The organism is Leuconostoc sp. BM2 (assembly GCF_002095565.1).
Classification (GTDB): domain Bacteria; phylum Bacillota; class Bacilli; order Lactobacillales; family Lactobacillaceae; genus Leuconostoc; species Leuconostoc falkenbergense.
Genome location: NZ_MOWQ01000002.1, coordinates 36,923 through 62,215 on the forward strand (window position 1 = coordinate 36,923; position 25,293 = coordinate 62,215).

Consider the following 25,293-nt stretch of genomic DNA (forward strand, 5'->3'; position numbering starts at 1 on the left):
CATCACCCTATCAACGCTGCCCAATGATTGGCCAATTGTTCAGCGGACTGGGCAGTCGTACTCGTCACATAGATTGTATTAAATCCCGCTAATGTTGCCACTACTTCAGGCAGATTTGCATCGTCAATAATGCCAGCAACGGCATTACCACTACCATCTGTTGTCTTAATAATTGTCATAAATTCAACACTCTTGGCAAAATACGCGTATTCTTTGATTGCTTCATCGACCGCTGTTGTAGAACCCTTTTCAGGTTTCTCGGCTGTTGGCTCCTGCAATTGCTGGTAACGCAATTGACCTACGGAATCTTTTTGACGAACAATATTTAAAGCACGAATGTCCCTTGAAATAGTGGTTTGTGTTGTTTCAACACCACGGCCATTTAATTGCGCCAGTAAATCTTCTTGATTTGCAATCGTTTGATGCTGAATAATATCAAGAATCATCTCTTGACGTTTTTGTTTTGAAATCATAGATTTCTCCCTTAAAGACTCGTGTCAATCAACTACTTACATTTCTTCAGGTGCTTTAACACCAAGCAAACGTAAACTTTCTGTCAAAACAATTGAAACAGCTTGAACCAACGCTAAACGCGCATTGAGTTGATCATCTGCTGTTAAAATTTTAGAGTTAGCATAGTATTTGTTAAACGCTCTGGATAATGTTAAGGCATATTTAGCAATGATGCTTGCTTCACGTTGCTGCCACGCCCGTTCAACTGTTTGTGGAAAATGATTTAACGTCGTCACGATATCCCAAGTGCTATCATCATTAAGATTTAAAGTGGTTGGGTCAATCTCAGTATTTGCTTTACGCAAAATAGATTTTGCACGCGCATTCGTGTATTGAACATATGGGCCAGTATCACCTTCAAACCGAACAACTTCTTCTAAGTTAAAATCAAAATTGTTTGTACGGTCATTCATTAAATCATGGAAAACAACCGCGCCAGCACCAACCTGTTCCGCAACAAGTGGTTTATTTTGCAATTCAGGATTTTTTTCCTCAATTTGCTTCAAAGCGAGTTCATGCGCATCATCCAAAACATCTTTCAGTAAAACAACATCTCCCTTACGAGTTGACATTTTTTTACCATTAAAGGTAATTAATCCAAAGGCGATGTGTTCCACGTCATCGGCCCAATCGAATCCCATTAACGACAAAACAGCTTTCATTTGGACGAAGTGCTCACGTTGCTCGCCACCGACAACATAAAGTGACTTGGCAAAGTCATAAGTCTCTTTACGATAAATGGCTGCAGCTAAATCTCGAGTCATATACAGCGTTGCCCCGTCGGACCGCTTAATCATAGCAGGGGTCAAATTAGGATTAATGGCTGATAAATCAACAATTTGGGCACCTTGAGATTTGACCAAGATATCTTTTTCGGTCAAGATATCCACCACTTTATCCATCTTGTCGTTATAAAAGGCTTCCCCGTTAAATGAGTCAAATTCGATATCCAAACGGTCGTAAATTTGTGTAAATTCTTTCAATGATTCAGCTCTGAACCATTGCCATAATTGATGTGCCTCTTCATCACCATCTTCTAATTTTTTAAACCAAGCACGTCCTTGATCATTTAAGCTATCATCTTCTTTTGCCTTTTCATGAAATTCAACATAATAACGCAAGAGCGTAGCGATAGGATCTGCTTTAACTTCAGCTTCTGATCCCCATGTTTTGTAAGCATAAATTAATTTACCAAACTGTGTTCCCCAGTCTCCGAGATGATTAATTTTTACTGGATTAAAACCATTTTTTTTAGTGATATTAGCCAACGCATTACCGATTACAGTAGACCTTAGATGTCCCATTGACATAGGTTTTGCAATATTGGGGCTCGACATATCAATAGTAACATTAGCACCATTACCATTTGCATTGTCACCATAGGCGCCCTTCAAATCAATAATGGTCTTGATTGTCTGATTTGAGGTTGCATATTTATCCAAAAAGAAATTGACATATGGTCCAGTGGCAACAACTTTTTCAAATCCATTTTGATCAATCTTGGCAACAATATCACTGGCAATCTGCTGTGGTGCCTTGTGTAATGTCTTAGCTAAAGTAAACGTTGGGAAAGCGACGTCGCCAAGTTCCGATGACTTTGGTGCTTCAAGTTTTTCTATAATTTGATCGGTTGAAAGATCAGTTAAAACTGCAGCTAAAGCCGCAATGACAGGTTGATTATTTGACATCATATTATCCTTATTTATTAATAATTTGTTGCCTACAATCATGCTTATAGGCACATAATGACACATATTTGTTCTTGAATTAATAATTTTTCAACAAGATAGGCCGCACATGCGCATTGTATAGTACTTATATTATACCGTATTCACAGCATTATTTCGCCGAAAAAATTAAAAAACCATTTCTAGTCATATACAAGAAATGGAAATTCAATCACAATTGCCTAATGTTTGATAAGCTAGCAAAAACACAAGACATTCGTCACGGCAGCGCTTTAAGCCTCTTCTTCAGCTTTCTTTTCTGGTGCTGGTGCATGTTTAATTACTTCGACTTCATCCATGCGCACAACAGCGCGGTGGTTCATCTCGTTAACAGTTGGTTGATCAACAGGATCATTTTCAGTGATTTCAACTAATAATGCGTTATCATAAATCTTTTCAACTTGACCGGTAAATGGTTTTTCCAAATTCCCATAAGCTGGTGCCAGTAAGACATCCCCAATATTAAAACCAGAAGTATTTTCTGCAACTTCTTCTACCATATTGACCTCCATAAAACGTTATTTAACAGTTTATTTTAGCACACCCAGCGTTATTATGCGAATGTTTGTCCGATCCGATTCATGATTAAACGGGCAATTTCAATTTTTGGTAATAGCATTGTCGTTTCAGGTTTTTGGTCTGGGACCAATATTGTAACGGCGTTGTCATCTGAATTAAATCCAACATCACTACGACTCACATCATTTGCAATGAGCATATCTGCTTGTTTGGTCTTTAATTTTTTTTGCGCATAGGCCATCAAATTATTCGTTTCCGCAGCAAAACCTACTACGAATTGATTACTTGATTTTGAATGACCAATTTCTGACAAAATATCAACATTTTGAACTAACGATAAATTCAGCCCCTCTGATCCCTCTTTTTTGATTTTTTGGCTCGCTTCATTAGCAGGTCGATAATCAGAAACCGCGGCTGCACTAATGAAAATATCGGCGGTTACAAACGAGGATTGCACTTGTTGATACATTTCTGCAGCTGAGTTGACATAAACTACGTCCACGCCATATATTTGTGGGGCTTTTTGAGTTGAAATTAAAGTGACTTTTGCCCCAGATTCAACCGCCGCTTGGGCCAAAGCAAAACCCATTTTACCACTGGATCGATTAGTAATATAGCGCACAGGGTCAATTGATTCTTTGGTGCCACCGGCCGTAATAATGACCTTTTTATTTAGCAGTTTTGCCTCGCGAGCTCGTAATCGAACCGCTGTTTGTGAGAGTATTTCAATGGGCTCTGGCAATCGTCCCTTCGCTTCATAGCCTTCTGCTAGAAAACCGATTTCTGGTGAAATAACCAGCCAACCATCTTGTTCAAGCACTTGTATATTGCGCTGAACAGCGGGATTATTTAACATCACATCGTTCATAGCTGGTGCAATGATTTTATCGGCATGAGACGCCATAATCGTCGCGGTAGCAGCATCATCAGCAATGCCATTAGCAATTTTGCCAATCAAATTTGCCGTCGCGGGTACAACAAAAATCTGATCCGCCCATTGTGCCCATTCAATGTGCAATACTGTTGCATCTTGTTGAGCAAACAAATTTGTTAAAACGTCATTTTGTGACAAAACAGCTAGCGTTTTAGCGGTGATAAACTCTTGTGCAGAGTTGGTCATTGCTACACGCACATGTGCACCAAACTTAATCAACTCGCGAACTAAAACAGCTGATTTATAGGCAGCCACGCTACCTGAGACCACCACTAATATTTTTTTTTGATTATAATCATTCATGCCCTACATTATATCATGAATGAACATCTTCTCTCCAACTATCAATCTTATTGACGATGAGCCAACCAAATAGCATAAACAGCTGGCACTAAGATAGTTATCACCATTGCCACAATCAACCCAATTACAGCAATCATATTACCAATTATCCCCGTGATAAGAAGTATAAAACCAGCAAACACCATTGTAAACCCGCCTAATCGGTTCGTTTTCTGCCAATTTTCACTATTATGTAACGTTTCTGGCAAACGAATTCCAACCATGTAATTTGGCGTCGTTTTAGGCAAGTAATTACCCAAAACAATAAACAAAAGACCAATTACTGGTAAAATGACAGAACCTATATTGATGTGATAATTTAGCGCGTGCATAAAAGTCACAATTTGAACGACGTTTAAAAGTAACGGCAAACTCCAGATAAGGACAGTGAATACCTTTTGATTATCAATACCTTTATTCTTCATTGATCTAATAATAACGTAATTCACAGCAATTATTAGCACCGGTAATCCAATAACAGCAATTAGTTTTGGCGCATACTGATCTGGCTGTCCATCGATGCCAAAATGGATTGGTAATTGTTGCGGTAAATATTGCCATAGCAAGCCACCATAGGCAATGGGCAATAAACTAATTAAATTAGGCAGCAATACCCTGCTATTTTTCATTTGTCAATCCCTTCAGCCAAAGTGTGGCTTCTTCAAATACCGATAAATTCAATTCATAATAAATATAATTTTTGTACTTTTGTTCCCGAATCAAGTCCGCATGTTTCAGCAAAGATAAATGTGCTGAAATTGTTGCCTGACTCAATTCAAAATGTTGTGCTATATCACCTGCTGGCTTGGCACCAGTTTTAAGCATCATTAAGATTTCTCGCCGAACTGGATTAGATAAAGCTTTCATCGTTTCCTGTAATGCCATATCAGCTCCTAATATTGTTTTAACCTATTATATCATCTATTTAGAAATTTAACGAAATAGATTCCAAAATTAAAACCGTGTTACCACGATTTTAATTAGTTAGTTTTACTAGCTGCTGGCGGAACTTCTCCGCTCTTGTGCTTTCACATAATCAATTGCAACAACCAAAGCAATCACAAGTGTTTCATACTGTTCATCTTCAATACTGATGTCATATGTGCTCGACATGGCCAACCACCGTTGATCAACTCGTCCAATTTCAAATCCATCTTTTTCAATAGCAAAATTCATGTCCCAAAAATTACCCGTCACAGTAATACCCAATCCATCAATATCATATTTGGGCTTCAAAATACTAAAGCGCTTCGCAATTTCTATGCTTTCAGGAAAACCATTGATTTCAAGAGAAAATTTGGGTAATAGCTGCCAAACACGATGTGTTAACCGCGCAATGATTTGATTTTGTTTGTCATAAATTTCAAAATACTTTGGGATTCGCCAAAAACTACCGGCCACAGTGTACTCAATCTGATCATGCTCATTCATGATTGAAAATTCACCTTTAAGTGAAAATAGTTTTTGTTGCATCAGTAAGTGTTTCATTTTAGCCCTTTGCCTAATAACTTGCCAGCAACTGGTAATTTACCAAGAGAATCAATTTCTTTGCCATCAACAACGACTAGGTTAGCTGATGATTGTGCCAAGGTTGAAAAGGCATTGATTGATTGGTTTTGGAAATACTTGTCATCGGCGCCAGCCAAACCAGCTTGCACTGTATCAATTCGATATCTTTCGGCTTCAGCACGCGTTTTGGTTGCATCAGCTTCAGCTTTCGCTGTTGCCATCAAAGCATCGTTCTTGGCTTTTGTTGTCAATTCTATTGAACGTGCCTCACCTTCAGCTTTTGCAATTGTAGCTACACGCTCACGATCAGCAGTCAGTTGCTTATCCATAGCCTCTTGAATCGAAACTGATGGCCGTAGTTCATCAATGTTGATACGATCAACATTAATACCGTAAGTATTAGTTAAATCACCGATTGCATCGGCCAGCTGTACATTGATTTTGGTAGTTGACCCCAGCGCTTCGTTTAATTCCATACGACCGATGATATCACGCAGGTGACCTCGAACCAATTGTGCCATTGATTCAACTGAATCAGTGTTTTCATACATGTATTTGACCGCATTAGTAACGTGGTAGTTCAACGTCACACTCGCCTTAATATCAGCATTATCAGCCGTAATAACCGAATAATCTGGCAAACGTAATGGTCGCATTGCTAAGCTCACATTGCGAATTGTTTGCAAAAATGGAATGTAAAAATGCAAACCAGCTTCTTTACGAGACTTGTATTTCCCCAATGTTTCGACTAATCCTGCATTGTTTTGCGGTACGATTCTAAAAAATAACATTTTGTTTCTCCCTATCTACTCTCTTGGCTGTCGTGCGTTGTGTTAAAAAGCACACTGCACCGTCAACCCCCATTTTAACGTTGTTCACATGAACATTGGCAACAACTAGTGAAGCTCAGCAACTAATTCGCGTAAGGTCAAAATATTGCCATTAGCCTCTAAAATAACGTAATTTGCATCATATTTAGCCGCCAAAGCATTATCTATCAAATAACGGTAATAAATGCCTGAAACTTTAACCAACCGATTGTCCAAATCAAAGTCATGCCCTGAAATCACGTGTCCCACGAACTGCCGATCTTCAAAAGATTTAGGTTTAACACCATCTTCTAAAATCTTCGTCAAATAATTATTTAGTGATCGACCTTCTAGTTTCGCTTTTTCAGCCAAAACCTGATGTAACTCTGGATCAATACGCAATGGAATATTTCCTGATTTAGTTGTTTTCTCTTTTGCCATATCTTTATGATATCACATTTAAATCAAAATAGCCAGCATCAGTGAATAAAGTCACAAAATTAGTCTTAATTTTCGTTAAATGTTGGTCTTAGATAATAGTGTCACATCACCCCTGCTAACTTTGTTATCAGGGGTTTGTCTATGCCTTAAAATAGGCGTATTTTCATGTTAAATTTTATTTTTAAAAGTTAAAAAAAAAACGACCATAAGTCGTTTTTGAATCATTTCTTTTTAAGATTGTCAATACCGTCTTTTACTGCGTCAACGGCCTCTTCAGTTTTGTCTTTTACAGCATCTGCTGCATCAACAAACTTATCTTTGGCTTTACCAAAGAGGTTTTGTGCTTTTCCTTCTGCTTCGCGAGCTTTGTCACCGGTAACCTTGCCTTCAACTTCTTTTGCTTTACCAGCAACCTTGTCCTTAGCATTATCAAACTTTTCTTCAACTGACATAAAATGATCTCCTTGAGGTTTATTTGATGTTACAAGTTCATTCTACCGTACATGTCCTAAATTGTAAACGATTTCAACTCGGAAAAATTACTTTCATTATATTAAGATGAGGATTAACAATTTTCAAATCGCACAAAAAATGGTTCGTTGTAATCACTTACAACGAACCTATCATGCCTTCTTTCAGGGAGAAATTGACATTTTTAACCAGCAGTGCAGATTATGATACAGGACGATAGAATAATACTGCTGGTTGGCTACAATGTCTACTAACACATTGCTCTTTCATTTTAGCAAGTCTTTGTATACAACAGGTCAATATTTGGTTTTAATTTTGCAAAGAAGACATAGAAAAACCTAACAGGGAAGATAATGGACGTTAAAAAACCTGTTAGGCTGGCAATGCTTGGTAACATTACTTTTTTAGTATATATCACAGTATCATATAATGCTTAAAATATGTTAGGTTTCCTACTATGCTTTTGGTTTACCCGAACGATTAAAAATGTAAGTCAATCACAGAGTGCGGACGGAATAGTATTGTTGCGTGTCGATTGGAAGACCCATATCTTTAGGCATTTGAATGCTGTAAGATTTATCATAATAAATTCTTTTCTTTTAGACTTCGTGCAGTGTCAAGAATCGTCTGACGTGGATCAGTTGGCTGATAGCCAAGCACTCGCACAGTTTTTGCGTTCGTATGCGTATAACTTCGTCCAAGCATTGGGACTAATGCTCTGATAGAAGGCTGAAATTTTGCAACTAAGCGCACAACAAAATCAGGCAAAACAGAAAGCTTCACACGTGGAAATTCTGGTTTCAAGGTTTTTGCAACTTCAACGAAAGTTAAATCACCATTTTTAGCAATGAAGCGCTGCCCGACAGCAAACTGGCTAAATGATGCCGCCAGAATGTGAATTTCTGCAACATCTCTAACATCTGAAATTTCCAATGAAATCTTTGGGAGTGGTGTGCCGTGAATAATTTGAGCAATTAAACCATTGCTAGAAATTGCATCAGTTAAAGTAGGTCCAAAAATTGCACCCGGTAAAATCGTCGATAGCTGAAAATGATATTTGTCAGCCAAATTCCAAGCAAGCTTTTCTGCTGAAAGCTTTGATAACCTATAAGCGTTTAACTCAGGATTTTCTTCATCAGACCAAAATTCGGCATCAATGAGTCCCTTAGTTGACGCTTCAGGCGTACTCGCTGCTAGTGAACTCGTCATCACGATCCGTTTCACCCCTGCTTTATAAGCACTGTCAAAGACCGCTTGCACCATGCCTGTCGCCTGATAAATCAAATTAGGATCATTGGCATTCCTGCCACCAAGCGGACTTGCAACGTGATACAGCACGTCAATTGTACGCAAAGCATCTGTCAGCACTACGTCATCTGGGTCATTCAAGCTTGATAACACATAAGACAGTCTGTGATCTGAATCAAACTCCTTCATAAGCCTCTGACCTTTTTCATCAGATCTAACAGTGGCAATCACATGATCCCCTTGTGCCAAAAGCTTTTGGATAATATGCCCTGCAACAAAACCGTTGCCACCGGTTACAAGTGTTTTCATACTTCAATCTACTTTCTTTTGTCCATTAAAAAGAAATACTTCTATTTCAGTATTTCTTAAATTAAAGCGCGTATTTAGCTAAATTAGTAATCACTTCATCTAAATCGTTTTCTTTGATATCAAACATCACTATACCGGTTTCATTGACCAGATAATTAGCAAACGTTTGTTCAAATTCAGTCAGTAGTTGTGGCCCAAGATATTGCCCAAGCACTGCATATGATATGTTACCGTCATCTGTTGCTAACGTATAATATTTGTCACTTTTATGATTTTTTTGAATGAACATTAACATTTTAAAAATTCCCTTTAATTAAATTCATAACTAGCTGACAAAGACTTTCATTATTGAATAACAGTCTAGCATACACGCCTAAATTAGACGTTGCTTGTTGTTAATGGAATATCTTGTGCTCTGAAAGTGAGCCTTGACTTTATAAATTGGTTGTCCCTTTACCATAAACTTCTGTTCATACTCGGTTTCAACATTTCCTATTACTTTATCAGGGTCAGCGTGCAAATCAAGTGTGTAATCTTCTGCAGACCAACGCATGCCATAGGTCATAAAACTAACTAATGAATACTCAAATAAATGACGATTATCTGTTTTGAATTCAACCTCACCCTGATTTGGTAAAACAGCTTCATACGATTGTAAAAATGAGCGATACGTCAAACGTCGTGCCTCGTGTCGCTTTTTTGGCCATGGATCAGAAAAATTCAAATAAATTTTATCGATTTCTGACTTTTCAAAGTAAGTTTCGACACCATTACCGTTACCGTAAATATAACGTAAATTTGGTAATTTACCGACTTGATCAAAGCTCTTTCGAGCAGCAATTGCAATCGCAGTCTCTTGTATCTCCATACCAATATAATTAATCTCTGGGTGTGCTAAAGCCATCCCTAAGATAAATTGACCTTTTCCAGAACCAATTTCCACATGAATTGGTTGATTTTGGTCAAACAATTTTTGCCATTGACCGATTTGATCTGTCGCTTTGTCTTGATCAATCACAATGTCTGAGTGATTAGTTAGCCAATCGCTGGCCCACGGTTTTGCACGTAAATGCATATTTTTTCTCCATTATTTTTTTATTTTGTGGCTATTTTTTGGAATATAAAATTTGAACATGATAAATTCCACTAGCAACATAGTCGCTAAAATCACTACCATTTCTTTCAATGGTCGAATGAATATCGCAATCATAACCAGAATCAAAATAACTGGTATGGCAACAATTATTTGCACGCTAGCAAATGATTTTAACCTTTCTGTTTTTGAAACGGGCATCAACCTTGTCCACAGGTTTTGGTGCGTATCATCATACAGTGGTAACATTTGAAATGTCATTAAGTACAATATTGCAGCAGCAATAGTCGTAATCAACCACAACGGCGCTGATTTTAGTGCAATAATTAGCACAACGCCGACCAATAATAATCGCACAATTAAAGGTAGTATTTCAGTATCTCTCGCTAATCGTATCAAATACAGCCGAAACATGCTTGACTGCCCTTTAATCAATCGCTTTAACAAAAAATCCAAATAACGGCGTCGTTTAATCGTTTTTGGCTGATGTGGTACTTCAGCAAATAACGCAAAAAAGTGCAATGTCCGCTGCTGTTGTATCTGGGCTTGGGCCGTAGCCCGCAACCAATCAATTGCGAATAATTCTGATTTGACTTCAGTTACCGCAAAATATCGCACCACAATTCCTGCCAGCAACAACCAAATAATTACCATGACATTCAATTGATCCGTCGACAAACCAATGATAAACGCTAACAAGGTTCCGGGTACTAAAAACCTGAACAAGATTTTTTCAGTAATGGCATCCGGCTCAAAAATAGCGATTGTCAACCGACGAGATTTCAAAAAAAGTTTATCCCGCTCATACATCAATAACAACATCTTGTAACTAATCACAAAGATAATCAAAAAAAATAGTCGCGACCAATTATCAACATCCATTCGCCACAATATAGGCGCAATCACAGCGATAAATATTATTTGCCAAACAGACGCATAGCATATACTCAAACGCATAGCCGAAGCCAAATAGGATTTAATGATATCACGATCGTTCGCAAATAAATAGAGCCGATCGGCAGGTTTAAAATAAGTGACAAGACTACCAAATTGCAAACCCACTAACAACCATAAAATACTGATTGCTTGCCACCAAATTGAATGCCAATAGGTCACAGATTGATGTGCTGTCAGCAGATTACGATAACCCAATATACCAGCACCCAAGGCTATCATCAAAAAAAGAATAAAATGATCATTAAACAGCAAACGTAGATATCTAAAATTTATTTTCTGCGCACGCCGTAATCGTTCCTGAAACAAACTATCAACTTTCATCGGCTAGCTCCCGCTGGACAAGGCCAAAAAAATCATCCAACTGATCCAACTGCAACTGATTTTCCTCAGCCAAAGCTTGTGGTGTCCCTATGAATCGTGACTTACCATCATGCAATACTACAAATTGGTCTACAAATTCGGCGGCCGAAGCTAATAAATGAGTCGTCATCAAAACGCTGTTTCCCTTATTAGCTTGCTCATGAATCAATCTAACGACATCTTTTTGTGCAACCGTGTCTAATCCTAAAAAGGGTTCATCAATAATAATTAGCGGTGCATCTAGCATAAAGGCCGATATCAGCATGACTTTCTGCCGCATCCCTTTTGAAAAATGAATTGGCAACCAGTGTAGCTTATCATCTAACCGGAATTGTTTCAATAATGTTTCCGCACGTTGCCAAGCAACCTCATCATCAATATTATGAGCAGCCAGCATTAAATGTAAATGTTCACCTAATGTCAATTCATCATACAAGATAGGCTGTTCCGGAATATAAGCAATTTGTGATTTAAAACCGGTCGGATTTTGAACCAAATTAATCCCATTTAACTCAATTGTGCCCATTTGTGGTTGAAGTTCACCAATAATATGGTTGATTGTCGTTGATTTACCAGCGCCATTCAAACCAATTAATGCCACAATGCTGCCATTAGGCACATCAAAGGTGACATTTTTTAAAACGTTATTACCGGCATAACCACCAGACAGATTGTTAATTTTAAGTCCCATAGCTTCTATTATAACAGGCACCAGTCAATATTTGATATAATAAAGTCAGTAAATTGAAATGGAGCAAGATAAATGGATATTTTTGATAAAATTATTGCAGGTGAAATCCCAAGTTACAAAGTTTATGAAGATGAAGACGTTTTAGCCTTTCTTGACATTTCTCAAGTGACACCCGGTCATACATTACTTGTGCCAAAAGCTGATGTGGCTGATATTTTTGATTACACAGATGACATTGCAAAAAAAGTATTGCTAAAATTACCAGTTGTTGCTGCCGCAATAAAAGCAAGCAACCCTGACATTACAGGCATCAATATTCAGTCTAATAACGGTGTTTCTGCTGGTCAAACCGTCCGCCATTCTCACTGGCACATCATTCCAAGATTTGATGATGATAATCTCAATAGCAAACTAGCGCCAACGATTGACAATAGTTCAGCATTTTCACCTGAGCGCTATCAAAAAATTGCTGATAGCATTGCTGCCCAATTCTAGAAACACGGAAACAAATCACGGAGGTCAATATGAAGCTGTTTAGTCAATTAAAGTCGTTAATAGCTGATTTCAAAGAAATTTCAGCTTTATTGAAACAACTCCAGCAACAGCAAGCAATTTTAACTGAGCAATTAAAGCATGTTCAAACTATTGGTGAGGAAATTCAAACTGATATTGACAAAATGAATTTCAAAAATCAGCCACATCTTGATCGCATCGCCAAAAGTCAAAAAAACATAGACCATGAGTTGTCTAAATATAAAGCGCGATAGTTCATTTTATGGTAAAATATTCAGTATTGTATTTAGAAAAGGAAAATAATCACTCATGAGAAAGTTTATTTGGGGATTGCTCGTTGTCATTTTCGTCGGCGGGCTTATCTTCCTAGGGTTTAATTCATCCAAAACATTGGTTACAACTAATGTTGGCAAAATCACACAAAAAGAATTCTACAATGACTTTAAAAAGTCATCAGCTGGTCAGCAAGAATTTGCCAATATGGTAATCAACAAAGTGCTTGCTGCAAACTATGGCAAAAAAGTTTCAAAAAGCGATGTTCAAACCGCTTATGATACTCAAAAAGCACAGTACGGCTCATCATTTAAGACAGTTTTAGCATCAAATAATTTGACACAAGATCAATTTAAAACAAATGTGAAAAATAATTTGATTATGAACGCCGCTATCAAAGCTAACTATAAGGTCACCCAAAAGCAGTTGAAAAAAGCTTATGCTAGTTATCATCAAAATACAACCATTTCGATGATTACCGCTAAAGATGAATCTTCTGCTAAAGAAGCCATTGCAGCCTTAAAGAAGGGTGACAAATGGGCAACCGTCTATAAAAAATACTCAACAGATACCACATACGCCTCATCAAATGGTCAATTACCAGCATTTGATTCAACAAGCTCAACAGTTGACTCTTCCGTTCAAACGGCTGCGTTCAAATTATCAAAAGTTGGTGACTATTCAACAGAACCTGTGACAGGTAGTTCTAGTGGCTATTATGTGATTCAATTAGACAAAACAACTACGAAACCTGCAATGAGCAAAGTTCGTAGTAAGTTGTCAAATAAAATCGTCAGTGATTTCATTAGTGATTCAAGTAACACAACAGAAATTCAAGCCATTATTGGTAAAATTTTGCGCAAAAACGATGTCAATGTGAAAGACACTGATTTGAAAAATGCATTGAGCAGTTACCTCACAGCCGGCATTTCTTCAAGTTCTTCAAGTTCTTCAAAGTAAACATAAAAAAAGCGATTCCAACGGGATCGCTTTTTTTATGTTTACTGTCACAAAGTTGTTTGATCACGGTTTTCAGGTTTGTAAAACTTACGATTATCTAAACCAAAGACTCTATCTGAGAAAGAACCTTCAGCTGTTTTTTCCATTACTCCGCTCATCATCTGAATACCCGCATCAAGTTCATCCAATTGATGCAACACTTCAGCTTCCATGACGACTGGTCTCACTGGAGATCCATATTCTAAAATACCATGGTGTGATAACACCACATGCCGTAGTAATATCAAGTCCTCATCTTGTAAATCAAACTTCAGTTCTCGCGCTGCCAAAACAATTTGTTCATCAATTAACGTAATATGACCAATCAAATTTCCTGACAAAGTATATTGTGTCGCCACTGGCCCAGACAGTTCAATCGTTTTTCCTAAATCATGTAACAATGCACCGGCAATCAACAACTCCTGATTTAATTGTGGATACTGTCCTGCGACACCTTTAGCTAATTTTGCAATAGATAATGAGTGAAATGCCAAACCACCAGCAAATGCATGATGATTTGATTTGGCAGCTGGATAGCGTAAAAATGCATCATGATATTGTGTAAATAAGCGACGTACTAAACGATTCCAAGTTGGATTAACAATCAAAAAAATATAATCGTTTAGGGCATCGTTCATATCTGCTTCTTTAATTGGCGCATGCACCATAAAGTCAGACGGATTTTCTGGCTCTCCGGATTCAGTTAAACGAACGTTTGTAATCTGAACTTGTGGCTGATCGTGATATGATCCTCGTACACCCTGCAATTTAACAATTTTTCCAGGGACAAAGCAAGTTATCTGTTCCTCAGTAGCGTCCCATAAATTTCCTGGTAAGTCACCAGACCTATCAGAAAACACTAATCCAATGTATGTTTTCCCATTTTTTGTCAAACGTACATCCGCACTTTTAATCAGCGCAAAACTATCCACATGCTCCGAATCCTGATAATTTGCTAATAATTTAGTCATATTCTATCCTCACAGCTTTATCTATTACAATTTTATCATATTTGGAAAATCGTTGGTTTCTACACTAGTTGTCAAATAAATAATTTGTTGTTTGTCTGACAATTGGGCTAACATATCAAGCATAATAGCACGTCTCTGTGGATCAAAGTTGACAAATCCATCATCAATTACCATAGGGAAATTAATCACATCAGCAATAACGCGAGCCAATGCAAGACGCATCGCAACGTAAAGCTGTTCCTGAGTACCAGTAGATAACGACATCACGTTAAATGACTCATGGCGCGCAGTAGTTACAATAATTTCGTCTTTTTCAAAATTAATGTGTTGGTAACGCCTTACGGTTAATTGACTAAAGTACTCTGTCGCAAATTTCATCATCTTAGGAAAACGATTTTGTGAAGCAGCGTGTAAAGCACTGTAAATCCAACGATTTGCTAATTTTTGCGCCAAATATTCACTAAATTGAGTGATGAGTTCAGTTTTTTGGTCTGCAACCTTTTGTTGCATTACCATGAAATCATCATTACTAACGCGTTGCATCTGTTGTGCCTGAATGCGCGCCAATTTTGCCTGTTCTTCCGCAAAATGCTGCTTTATTTGGGCAAGATTATTATGCTCGTTTTCCAGATTTTTTGAAAGTGCTTGCGCATCCTCAAACGCTGACAATTTTTTTTGGTCTTGAGCAGGTATTTGTTGAATCATTGCTTGATACCGATGATCGTTAACCATTTGCTCGTGATAAGCAATATCCAAATTTTGCAAATCAGTCATTTTTTCAACATCATATTTCTGAAAAATCACTTTTAAATCAAGCTTTTTTTGATTTAAAGATATACTTGACGCTTCAATCATATTATCCAGTTGTGATTGCTGTTGTTGCCTGAGAACATTTTCATTCTGCTTTACTAAAACACGATTTTGAATCGTTTGCGCCAGTTGATCCACTGAGTCATGAATCGCCTGTGATGCTAACGCCACATTTAGATCTCTGGCTAAGGATTGTAGTGCTTTATTAATGTGAACTGTTTGCAAGTCAATTTTTTGATTAATGGCTGTCAAAGAATTGTCAAGCTTAAGGTAATGTTCAATACTAGGCTGAACAGCACGTATCTGTGTCCCATTTAAAGGATAATACTGCTTTTTAATATCACTAATCACACTATTATTTTTCACTACAAATCTAATAATAAAACTCAAAAGTACAATTACGACCATCAACCATAGCCAAATGGGTGTTACCACCAAATACACTGCAATAGTTAACAAAATTGCCCCACTAACCATTCCAATAAATCGGACTTTGTAGTTTGACAGCCGTTGATCATCATCGGCTGTCAGTAATTCTGGCACCTTATTGGTTGCAAACTGTGCTTGAATTGCTTTTTGTTGCGCCAATAATTCATCATGCTGTCGCTGATCATTCACTAGTTGGCTGGCCATCATTTTTATAGTCATCAACCGTTTATTACTGTCTTCAATTTCACTTGCAGATTCGGGTTGTACACTCAGATCTTGCTCTTGACGACGAATGTTGCTTGCCAAAAGATCAATTTCAACTTGCAATTGCTCCGCATGCTGTAAATCTGACTCTGAGACTGAACGAACCTGCTTTCTCTCAATTTGTTGCGCTTCATAAAACAGTCGGTATTGCCGTTGCAATTGCGTTAGCTGATTAATATTTTCTTGGGATTTATCTAATTCTTTTTCTAACATGGCAACTGCTTGTGTCAACTCTGAAACAGTCTGTTGATCATCTAAAAAAATTTTCAACTGTTCTGATTGCTTTGTCAATTCGGTCTCACTAACTTCGTATGAATGGACCGCTTGATTAAGTGATCGTCTCCCTGTGGCACGTGACGCAAATAATTTATCTGCTTTCTTATCAAATTCAGTTGCTGTCTCAAGCCATTGTGTGCTGCCAACTGCGCCGAGATTTAATAATAGTTTTTGTAAATCTGGTGCAGAAATTTGTTTCATTTGTATCAAATCCTGCTCGCTAAAGTTAAAAATATCATCAAAAGATTGCCTTGTTAAAGGCGATAATTCATTGCTTAGCCATTCCTCTGGATTTGTTATTTCATGTTGGTCTGCAAGACGGGTAATTGTCAAAGTACTTTGTGTTCGATCAAAGCGTGCAATGCGAAAATCACCATTAGCAGTCTCAACCACCAAATCACCACCATAGCGACTGCCATCTTGGGGATCATAAACATTTTTTGATTGTTTTTTACTTGGAAAACCAAATAAAATACCAACAATAAATGCGCGTAAGGTTGATTTACCGGACTCATTCTGACCAACAATTATCTGCAATTGACTGTTAAAATCAAATGCCACCTGAGACCATTTGCCAAAACCACTAATATGAACTTGTTTAATCTTCATGTAAGTGTCGCCTTTCGCTAATTAATTCCGTCATCCGTTGACGCAACAAATGTTTACCGGCTGATGTCGTAAAATAATCACGCACAAAAAAAGGCACTTGATTTGGTAAATAATCATTCACTTCAAATGAAGACATCAATTGCGTCAATGAGTTTTCCCAAAATTGCTGATCAATCACGTCGTTAATTTGTGCTGATTGATAATCCATAATCAGATTTAAACGAACAATCCACACGTTTGAAGCCATATTGGCACGCAAGCCTTCCAGTGTGAAGCCGTGTGTAATACGAGAGATAAATTCAGGGTCACTTGTCTGAGAGATATTGATGGTCCAAAACCCAACTTCATCATCAGACAATGTTTTGGCACGCTGAATCAAATCCAGTTCATCTGCAACGTGATCAAAAGTCACTTCATGCCAAACAACTGGTGCCACAGCAACAAATGTAGGTACCAAACGACCAGTATCATCACTAACTAAATAGTAACCTTTTGGCCCAGTTTCTGTGAGATTCAACCCCTGCAAATTTCCTGAATATCCAACAAAGGGCCGCTGATTCAGTGTTTGTCGCTTATGAATATGGCCCAGTGCCCAGTAGTCATAGTTTTTAGATAGTAAATCACCAACAGAAAACGGTGCATAAGATGACCCCTCCGTACCAACAGACCCATGATACATACCAATTTGATAATCAAATTGTCGATTCTTTTGAGGAAAATCATCAATAATACGAGTTGCTTGTTGCTGAGTCTGATAACTAAATCCAGTAATTGCGACACGTTTACCACTTTTTATCGTTAACGATTGCGTCACAACCTGCTGAGGTAAAACAACAACATTAACTGGCCAAGGCAAATGTTGTCGTCGATCTGCTTCAAAATCATGATTACCAAAACTCAAATAAACCGGTATTTTTGCCTCCAGTAACCGATTAAATTGTTGATTCACAATACTTTGAATTTGGGCGCTATTTTCAGCAGCGTTGTACAAATCGCCTGGAAACAATACAAAATCTACTGATTCACTAATTGCAGCATCAATTAACTTTATGAAAGCAGTGATAGTTGCCTTATGAACCGTTTCTTTTAACATTTCGGGCAACTGCCCGTCCAACCCCGAAAATGGGTTACCCAAATGTATATCCCCTGCATGAATAAATTTCATTGTCACTCCTAAGCGAATATTTGTTCGTATGATTAGTATACCGAAATTTCAAGATGACTTCAATAAAAAAACGCTCGTTTGAGCGTTTTGAAGGCTTAATGTTTGAAGTGACGGGTACCACTAAAGACTAACGCAACCCCTAACTCGTTAGCTTTGTCGATTGAATCTTGGTCTTTGATTGATCCACCTGGTTCAACAATTGCCTTAACACCATGTTCAGCAGCATATTGCACCGAATCATTCATCGGGAAAAAGGCATCGGATGCCAATACCGCATCGCTAAGATTTGACTTATTGGCAGCTTTTTGAATAGAATAAACAACGGAATCAATACGATTTGGCTGTCCTGCGCCAACACCCAAAGTTTGACCATCTCTCGCCACAACTATTGCGTTAGACTTGACATGTTTAACAACTTTTTGCGCAAAAATCATGGCCTTTAACTGCTCCTCTGTTGGTACAACTTTTGATACCACCTTGAACGAATCCGCTGACTCTTCCACCAAATCGCGTTCTTGAACAACGGCACCACCAAGTACAGAGGTAACTTCAAGCGCTTGCGGGATTGCAGTAGTAAATGGCAACGTCAGCAAACGTAAGTTTTTCTTAGCAGACAAAATCTCAAAAGCCTCTGGTGTAAAGCTTGGCGCAATGATAATTTCCAAAAATATCTTGTGCATTTTTTCAGCAGTTACGGCATCAACTTCTCGATTTAATGCAACAATTCCACCAAAAATTGAAATATCATCAGCAGCAAAAGCCTTATCCCACGCTGCTTCAACCGTTGCACCTTGACCAATGCCAGCTGGATTCATATGTTTAACTGTCACCACAGTTGTTTCGTCAAATTCTGCAATAATGCGCAACGCAGCGTCCGCATCACGAATGTTGTTATATGACAATTGCTTCCCATGCAATATTTCCGCATTGAGCACTGAATATGCCTCAGGCAAGGCATTCCGATAGGCTGCGGCAGATTGATGAGGATTTTCACCATAACGCATATCATCAAATTTTTCAAACGGCAGTGTCAGGTTTTCTGGAAATTCTGTTTCTGTCAAATAATGAGCGATTAAGGCATCGTATGACGCCGTATGTTGAAATACCTTGGCTGCTAGGTTACGACGATAGGTTTGGTCCACTGAACCAGACTTCAATTTGTTAATAACATCATCGTAATCAGCTGGATCAACAATTGGTAAAACAGCGGCAAAATTTTTAGCAGCTGAACGTAACATTGATGGCCCACCAATATCAATATTTTCGATAGCTTCTGCTTCTGTGACCCCATCTTTTTGAATCGTTGACTTGAACGGATATAAATTCACAACCACAATGTCAATTGGCGTAATATCGTATTCTGCTAATTTGGCCATATGTTCTGGCAAATCACGACGTGCTAGTAAACCAGCGTGCACACGTGGATGCAACGTCTTGACACGCCCATCTAACATCTCAGGAAAATCTGTGACTTCGTCAATTGCCAATACTTCCAAGCCAGCCTCTGCTAACACTTTATGTGTCCCACCTGTTGACACTAACTCATAACCTAATTCCACTAAACTTTTAGCAAATGGTACCAAACCTTTTTTGTCGGAAACACTTAGTAATGCACGGGTCATTTTAAAAATACTCCTTCTTTTAATAACTTTTCTAGTGTGTTCGGGTATAAAACGTGTTCCACATGATGGATACGCGTTTCCAGTTGTTCAAGTGTGTCGTCTTTTTTAATTGGCACCACTTCTTGCGCAATAATTTCGCCAGTATCAATGCCATTGTCAACAAAATGCACTGTGACGCCAGTCTTATCGACACCTGCTTCAAACGCATCCAAAATACTGTGCCGCCCGGGAAAACTAGGCAGCATCGCTGGGTGCAAATTGATGATTTTACCCAAATAACGATTGATTAATAATGGTGTCAAAATGCGCATGTAACCTGCCAGTAAAATACCATCAACTTGATCTGATTCCAGCTGGTCAATAATCGCTTGTTCAGCAGCTGTTTTGTCAAGATAGTGACTGTAAATAATTGTCGTGGTTGGCACGCCAAATACTTTTGCTAAGTTGAGCACCCCAGCTTTGGAATGATCAACCACTAATCTGACAATTTCAGCATTTAGATTGCGTTGTATAATGGCGTCATTTAATGCCTGAAAGTTTGTGCCAGTCCCAGAGGCAAAAACTGCTAATCGAACTTTTTTTACCATGGTGCTACTCCTGTAAACACCACAGCTTCTTTTTGACGGTCAGTGATTTTACCTAATAGATAAGCAGGTTGTTCGTTTTCAGTCAACATCGTCATGGCATCTGCTAATTGACTAGGTTTAACTACCAATACTAAACCTAAGCCATTGTTAAACGTCAATAGCATATCTGCGAGAGAAACATTGCCACGTTTTTGTAAATCATCAAAAATGGGCAGTATGGGCCATGATCCCCAACTAATTTCAGCTGATAGATGTTTTGGAAAGGCACGAGGCAAATTTTCAACTAACCCACCACCTGTGATATGCGCCATTGATTGTACCAGACCTGCTTGAACTAATGGCCATACCGATTTAGCATATAATGCTGTTGGCGTCAGCAAAGTCGTTTGCAATTGCTCATCAAGCTGTTGAAAGGCTGATTCATTATCAATATGATAAATGTGGCGAACTAATGAGTAGCCATTTGAATGAATGCCTGACGATGGCAAACCAATTAAAATATCATCTACATCAACATTTTCTGGTTTCAATAACTGATCCCGCTCTGCTATACCAACAGCAAATGCAGCTAGATCGTAGTGATTTTTAGCATACAATCCGGGCAATTCAGCACTTTCGCCACCAATAAGAGCCATACCAGATTCTTTGGCTGCATGTGCTATGCCTTGTACGATTTCAGCGACCACTTCCGGTCGCATTTTATCAACCGCTAAATAGTCCAACATGAATGCCGGTTTGGCACCTTGAGCTAAAATATCGTTAGCCACCATACCAACTAAATCTTGGCCAATGGTGTCGTGCTTATTCGCCGCAATCGCCAACAATAACTTTGTTCCAACACCATCCGCGCCTGAAATCAGTACTGGATCTTTGTAGTCTGTACCAAGTGCATAAGCCGCACCAAAACCGCCAATACCACTCAAAACATTATCGTTATATGTCTTAGCAACTTCATCTTGCATTAAATCAACAGCTTTTTCACCAGCTTTGATATCCACGCCAGCCTTCTGATAGGCATTTTCGTTGGTCATCGTTCTCCTCCCATAATTGGTTGTGCATCAAGATGAACAGTTCCATCTGCCAAAATATCTTGATTACGCAAAGATCTGACTTGATGTGGATGATAAGTTGTGGTTGGCTCTGGTGCAAAATCAACTTCGTGACGTGCCTCAAAATCCGCTAATCCTGCTTGATAGTCATATATTGGGCTAGGATAATGTCCATCAAAATATGCTGTGGTCAATCCTGTCCCCTCACCATAGTATGGCAAGTCAATCGCTGACACCAAGCCATCTACCGACAAAAATCCTAGTGAATCAGCCTCTATCATGTCGGTCATTTCTGTCAATGAGTGGTTAGCGCCCATTAACTCTTTAGTCGTTTGCATATCAATACCATAAAAAGAAGGAAATTTAAAAATCGGACTCGCAATGCGCACATGAACTGACTTAGCTCCCGCCTCTTTTAGCATGCGAACGATGTACATTGATGTTGTACCACGAACAATTGAATCATCAACCAAAACAACGTTTTGTCCACGAACGACATCACGAACCGCGCTTAATTTCATACGTACTGCACGCTCACGTTTATCTTGTGTTGGCTCAATAAATGTTCGAGCAATATACTGATTTTTTACCAAACCCATTTCGTTTGGTAGGCCGGTAGCTTCTGCAAAACCAGCGGCAGCGCTCAAACTTGAGTTGGGAACACCGACCACAATGTCGGCATCCTTCACAGGCTGTTCAGCTGCCAAAGCTGCTCCCATACGCTTGCGGGCTTGATGAACATTGACACCATATATTGATGAATCAGGTCGAGCAAAATAAATATATTCCATCGCATCGATATTTAACGTCGTCTTATCAGTATAATGGTCAATCGTGAGTCCGCTATCATCAATAATCAGCAGTTCGCCAGGTTGTACATCTCGCAAAAATTTAGCGCCAACAACGTCTAATGCTGCAGTTTCAGAAGTCACAATGTATTGGCCATCCGGCATTTGACCAACCACAAAAGGTCGAAAAGCATGGGGGTCAAGCGCCGCGTACAACCCGTGCGGGGTTAACAGCAAGTAAGCAAATCCCCCGCGGAGAACATTGAGTGAAGCTTTAAGTTTGTCAACAAATGTTGACGCTTTAGAACGACGAATCAAATGCAATAAAATTTCTGAATCAGCCGATGACTGGAAAATGGCGCCTTCTTCTTCGAGCTTTTCGCGCAATGTCAAGGCATTAGTCAAGTTACCATTGTGTGCAAGTGAAATTTGCATATCGTGAAAGTTGACCATGAGTGGTTGAATATTTTCTATACCATGAGAGCCAGCAGTCGCATAACGAACGTGTCCAATTGCACTGTTTCCTTGCAGGGCTTCTATTCTGCTTGGATCTCGAAAGACGTCACTTAATAAGCCAAGTCCTCTTTCCTGCCACAAATGGCCTGAACGATTAGATACAATCCCAGCACCTTCTTGACCACGATGTTGCAATGCATGTAAGCCATAATAGGTCAGCTGCGCAGCATCACTCCGTCCCCAAACACCAAATATGCCACATTCTTCATTAAGGCTTCGAACATTGACGCGTGATTGCTCAGTTCTCATTGCCTGATTCGCTTGTGTGTTAATATCTGTCATTATGCCTTTAATCGCCATGAAATGCTCTCCTGATAGATGGTTTGAGTTTCTTGTCGTGATAACTGCAATAATTGGTCACTTGATTGAATCGTCATTTGATCCTCATCAGATACCTCACCAATTTTTTGAGCTGACTCACCCACTAGTTTTTCAAAAGCATCACGATTTTGGGGTGCCACGGAAACAATGAAACGACTAGGTGTTTCAGCAAATAGGAACTCTGAAGTCATGTCAGTGACAACATTGAAACTTAAATGACCAGCAAATGCACTTTCCAATAAACCAACAATCAAACCACCTTCAGATAAATCGTGTACGCTAGCTAATAATGACTGCTCTATTGCTGCTAATACTAGCTTTTGATTGGTAATTTCATCATGATCATTAAATTCAAAAAGCTGCCCGTCGATGGTACCTGTCTGCATTTTTTGAATTTCAGTACCATTGAAACTAGCGCTCGTTTCCCCAATGATATAAATGCTGTCGCCGGCATTTTGGAATCCAATCCGTGTTGCTTTTGACACATCAGTTAGCAAACCAACCATGCCAATCATTGGTGTCGGATAAATGGCTTGACCATCCGTTTCATTATAAAGTGATACGTTTCCAGAAATAATTGGTGTATTGAGTTGTTTTGCAAGTTCATTAATGCCATCAACTGCTTGAGCCAATTCATAATACACTTCCGGATTATCCGGTGAACCAAAATTCAATCCGTCTGTGATGCCAATTGGTGTTGCTCCAGTAGCAACGATATTACGAGCTGCCTCTGCAACAGCCATTTTAGCGCCTACTTTAGGATTTAAGTACAAATATCGTGCATTCACGTCGGTCGTCATTGCTAGTGCCTTCTTAGTCCCACGAATCCTGACTAAAGCAGCATCACCACTAGGTTTAATGACCGTATCAGCACGAACTTGGGAATCGAAATGACGGAACAAATCACTTTTTGAAGCAATCGTCGGTTGACCAACTAAATCAAGGACTGTTTGCTTTAAATCAGTTACATCTGGTACGAATTGATCTGCTTTCAAAATAGCCAAACGTTGAGGCGCCACCATTGGCAAATCTTGTTTAGGGGCATGCGTCAAAAAGTCAACGGGCACATCAGCCACTACTTGATCATTGAAACGTAAACGATAGCGACCATCATCCGTCACACGACCGATAATGACAGCATCCAAGTTGGCTTTTTTGAACAAATCTAATATAACTTGCTCTTCCCCTTTTTTAACAACAAATAACATGCGTTCTTGGGATTCGGACAACATCAATTCATAAGGCGTCATCGCTGTTTCACGTTGTGGCACTTGGTTTAAGTCTAAATCAATTCCCATACCAGCTTTTGAGGCCATTTCTGAACTAGAAGATAACAAACCAGCAGCACCCATATCCTGAATACCAACAATAATATCTGAATGATCGCGAACTGCTTGCAAAGTGGCATCCATCACTAATTTTTCTAGAAATGGATCGCCAACCTGAACAGCAGAACGATCTGACTCATGTTCAGTTGAAAATTCGGCCGATGCAAATGATGCCCCGTTAATCCCATCGCGCCCAGTTTTGGCACCTACATAAATAATTGAGTTACCAACACCTTTGGCTTGACCGACTTGCATACCCTTTTGATCCATTAGTCCAACAGCCATTACATTAACTAATGGATTACCCGCATAAACTGGGTCAAAACCAATTTCACCACCAACTGTGGGAATCCCAATCGCATTACCGTAACCAGCAATACCAGCAATCACACCGTCAACAATGTGGCGTGTGTGTGCGTTATCAAGTTCGCCAAAACGTAGCGAATCTAGTACAGCAATAGGCTGGGCTCCCATTGAAAAAATATCGCGTAAAATACCACCAACACCAGTCGCCGCGCCTTCATAAGGCTCAACAAATGACGGATGATTATGACTCTCAGCTTTGAAAACTACTGCTTGATTATCACCAATATCCAATATACCGGCACCTTCACCCGGCCCCTGCAAAACACGTTCATTAGTTGACCAAAAATGACGTAAAATTGGCTTGGACTTTTTGTAAGAAACATGTTCTGACCACATGCCAGAGAAAATACCTGTTTCAGTATAATTAGGTAAGCGATCAAGTGTATCAACAATAAGTTGGTACTCCGTATCAGTCAAACCCCATTGCTGATAAATTTTACTATCACGGACCATTTCGGGTGTTATCTCATTATCACTATGCATG

26 protein-coding genes are annotated in these 25,293 nt (G+C 38.9%); 3 read left to right on the plus strand and 23 right to left on the minus strand.

The annotated features are described in order from the left end of the window. Positions 1-2 precede the first annotated feature (2 nt). The 15 genes from BMG01_RS01275 to BMG01_RS01345 all read right to left on the minus strand — a co-directional run bounded on the left by BMG01_RS01275 (position 3) and on the right by BMG01_RS01345 (position 11,923). Positions 3-473 (minus strand): arginine repressor, encoded by a 471-nt coding sequence (locus BMG01_RS01275; RefSeq protein WP_004915224.1) that lies wholly within the window; start codon positions 471-473, stop codon positions 3-5. 36 nt (positions 474-509) lie between these two features. After that, entirely contained in the window at positions 510-2,201 is a 1,692-nt protein-coding gene (argS, locus tag BMG01_RS01280) for an arginine--tRNA ligase (RefSeq protein ID WP_004915222.1), read from the minus strand. 272 nt (positions 2,202-2,473) lie between these two features. After that, a complete protein-coding gene (locus BMG01_RS01285) occupies positions 2,474-2,740 on the minus strand; it encodes a hypothetical protein (RefSeq protein ID WP_004915218.1) in 267 nt (88 codons plus the stop codon). 53 nt (positions 2,741-2,793) lie between these two features. Continuing rightward, on the minus strand, positions 2,794-3,996 hold the full coding sequence (coaBC, locus tag BMG01_RS01290; RefSeq protein ID WP_036067648.1) for a bifunctional phosphopantothenoylcysteine decarboxylase/phosphopantothenate--cysteine ligase CoaBC: 1,203 nt from the start codon (positions 3,994-3,996) through the stop codon (positions 2,794-2,796). 47 nt (positions 3,997-4,043) lie between these two features. After that, entirely contained in the window at positions 4,044-4,664 is a 621-nt protein-coding gene (locus BMG01_RS01295) for an SdpI family protein (RefSeq protein ID WP_036067173.1), read from the minus strand. After that, positions 4,654-4,920, minus strand: a complete 267-nt coding sequence (locus BMG01_RS01300) for an autorepressor SdpR family transcription factor (RefSeq protein WP_036067645.1) — start codon at positions 4,918-4,920, stop codon at positions 4,654-4,656. The genes BMG01_RS01295 and BMG01_RS01300 overlap by 11 nt, the downstream gene beginning before the upstream one ends. Before the next feature lie 108 nt (positions 4,921-5,028). Continuing rightward, positions 5,029-5,523 (minus strand): LURP-one-related/scramblase family protein, encoded by a 495-nt coding sequence (locus tag BMG01_RS01305; RefSeq protein WP_004915210.1) that lies wholly within the window; start codon positions 5,521-5,523, stop codon positions 5,029-5,031. Continuing rightward, a complete protein-coding gene (locus BMG01_RS01310) occupies positions 5,520-6,335 on the minus strand; it encodes an SPFH domain-containing protein (RefSeq protein WP_010277549.1) in 816 nt (271 codons plus the stop codon). Before BMG01_RS01310 ends, BMG01_RS01305 begins: the two co-directional genes overlap by 4 nt. A gap of 105 nt (positions 6,336-6,440) precedes the next feature. After that, a complete protein-coding gene (locus tag BMG01_RS01315) occupies positions 6,441-6,794 on the minus strand; it encodes a toxin-antitoxin system HicB family antitoxin (protein WP_036067641.1) in 354 nt (117 codons plus the stop codon). Between the two features lie 221 nt (positions 6,795-7,015). Next, positions 7,016-7,246, minus strand: a complete 231-nt coding sequence (locus BMG01_RS01320; protein ID WP_004915200.1) for a CsbD family protein — start codon at positions 7,244-7,246, stop codon at positions 7,016-7,018. A 598-nt stretch (positions 7,247-7,844) separates the two neighbouring features. Continuing rightward, entirely contained in the window at positions 7,845-8,822 is a 978-nt protein-coding gene (locus BMG01_RS01325; protein WP_036067640.1) for an NAD-dependent epimerase/dehydratase family protein, read from the minus strand. 61 nt (positions 8,823-8,883) lie between these two features. After that, positions 8,884-9,117 (minus strand): hypothetical protein, encoded by a 234-nt coding sequence (locus BMG01_RS01330; protein WP_004915196.1) that lies wholly within the window; start codon positions 9,115-9,117, stop codon positions 8,884-8,886. A 78-nt stretch (positions 9,118-9,195) separates the two neighbouring features. Further along, on the minus strand, positions 9,196-9,897 hold the full coding sequence (trmB, locus tag BMG01_RS01335) for a tRNA (guanosine(46)-N7)-methyltransferase TrmB (protein WP_004915193.1): 702 nt from the start codon (positions 9,895-9,897) through the stop codon (positions 9,196-9,198). A 12-nt stretch (positions 9,898-9,909) separates the two neighbouring features. Further along, positions 9,910-11,193: an ABC transporter permease gene (locus BMG01_RS01340; RefSeq protein WP_036067638.1), complete on the minus strand. Its 1,284-nt coding sequence runs from the start codon at positions 11,191-11,193 to the stop codon at positions 9,910-9,912. Continuing rightward, the gene (locus BMG01_RS01345) at positions 11,183-11,923 is read right to left on the minus strand and encodes an ABC transporter ATP-binding protein (RefSeq protein WP_004915188.1); all 741 of its coding nucleotides are present in this window, start codon (positions 11,921-11,923) and stop codon (positions 11,183-11,185) included. The genes BMG01_RS01340 and BMG01_RS01345 overlap by 11 nt, the downstream gene beginning before the upstream one ends. A 72-nt stretch (positions 11,924-11,995) precedes the next feature. On the opposite strand from BMG01_RS01345, the gene BMG01_RS01350 reads away from it, so the two are divergent. The 3 genes from BMG01_RS01350 to BMG01_RS01360 are packed head-to-tail and all read left to right on the plus strand — an operon-like array spanning position 11,996 to position 13,669. Beyond that, positions 11,996-12,418, plus strand: coding sequence for an HIT family protein (locus BMG01_RS01350; RefSeq protein WP_004915185.1), 423 nt, complete (start codon positions 11,996-11,998; stop codon positions 12,416-12,418). 29 nt (positions 12,419-12,447) lie between these two features. Further along, positions 12,448-12,690 carry a hypothetical protein gene (locus tag BMG01_RS01355; protein ID WP_004915181.1) on the plus strand — a complete coding sequence of 81 codons (243 nt, stop codon included), beginning with the start codon at positions 12,448-12,450 and terminating at the stop codon, positions 12,688-12,690. A gap of 55 nt (positions 12,691-12,745) precedes the next feature. Beyond that, positions 12,746-13,669, plus strand: coding sequence for a peptidyl-prolyl cis-trans isomerase (locus BMG01_RS01360; RefSeq protein WP_036067636.1), 924 nt, complete (start codon positions 12,746-12,748; stop codon positions 13,667-13,669). Positions 13,670-13,716: 47 nt separating this feature from the next. Here the strand turns inward: BMG01_RS01360 and BMG01_RS01365 are convergent, their stop codons facing one another. From BMG01_RS01365 to purL, 8 genes are all read right to left on the minus strand, one after another. Further along, positions 13,717-14,679, minus strand: coding sequence for a 3'-5' exoribonuclease YhaM family protein (locus BMG01_RS01365; RefSeq protein WP_004915971.1), 963 nt, complete (start codon positions 14,677-14,679; stop codon positions 13,717-13,719). Positions 14,680-14,703: 24 nt separating this feature from the next. Next, complete coding sequence (locus BMG01_RS01370) at positions 14,704-17,067, minus strand: AAA family ATPase (protein WP_036067633.1); 2,364 nt, start codon at positions 17,065-17,067, stop codon at positions 14,704-14,706. Then, positions 17,057-18,232 (minus strand): DNA repair exonuclease, encoded by a 1,176-nt coding sequence (locus BMG01_RS01375; RefSeq protein ID WP_004915973.1) that lies wholly within the window; start codon positions 18,230-18,232, stop codon positions 17,057-17,059. The genes BMG01_RS01370 and BMG01_RS01375 overlap by 11 nt, the downstream gene beginning before the upstream one ends. A gap of 95 nt (positions 18,233-18,327) precedes the next feature. Continuing rightward, positions 18,328-19,854: a bifunctional phosphoribosylaminoimidazolecarboxamide formyltransferase/IMP cyclohydrolase gene (purH, locus tag BMG01_RS01380; RefSeq protein ID WP_036067632.1), complete on the minus strand. Its 1,527-nt coding sequence runs from the start codon at positions 19,852-19,854 to the stop codon at positions 18,328-18,330. Continuing rightward, a complete protein-coding gene (purN, locus tag BMG01_RS01385; protein ID WP_004915975.1) occupies positions 19,851-20,441 on the minus strand; it encodes a phosphoribosylglycinamide formyltransferase in 591 nt (196 codons plus the stop codon). The genes purH and purN overlap by 4 nt, the downstream gene beginning before the upstream one ends. Next, positions 20,435-21,472, minus strand: a complete 1,038-nt coding sequence (gene purM, locus BMG01_RS01390; protein ID WP_036067630.1) for a phosphoribosylformylglycinamidine cyclo-ligase — start codon at positions 21,470-21,472, stop codon at positions 20,435-20,437. The genes purN and purM overlap by 7 nt, the downstream gene beginning before the upstream one ends. Further along, positions 21,469-23,094, minus strand: coding sequence for an amidophosphoribosyltransferase (gene purF / locus BMG01_RS01395; RefSeq protein WP_004915977.1), 1,626 nt, complete (start codon positions 23,092-23,094; stop codon positions 21,469-21,471). The genes purM and purF overlap by 4 nt, the downstream gene beginning before the upstream one ends. Then, the gene (gene purL, locus BMG01_RS01400; protein WP_036067628.1) at positions 23,076-25,292 is read right to left on the minus strand and encodes a phosphoribosylformylglycinamidine synthase subunit PurL; all 2,217 of its coding nucleotides are present in this window, start codon (positions 25,290-25,292) and stop codon (positions 23,076-23,078) included. The genes purF and purL overlap by 19 nt, the downstream gene beginning before the upstream one ends. Position 25,293 lies beyond the last annotated feature (1 nt).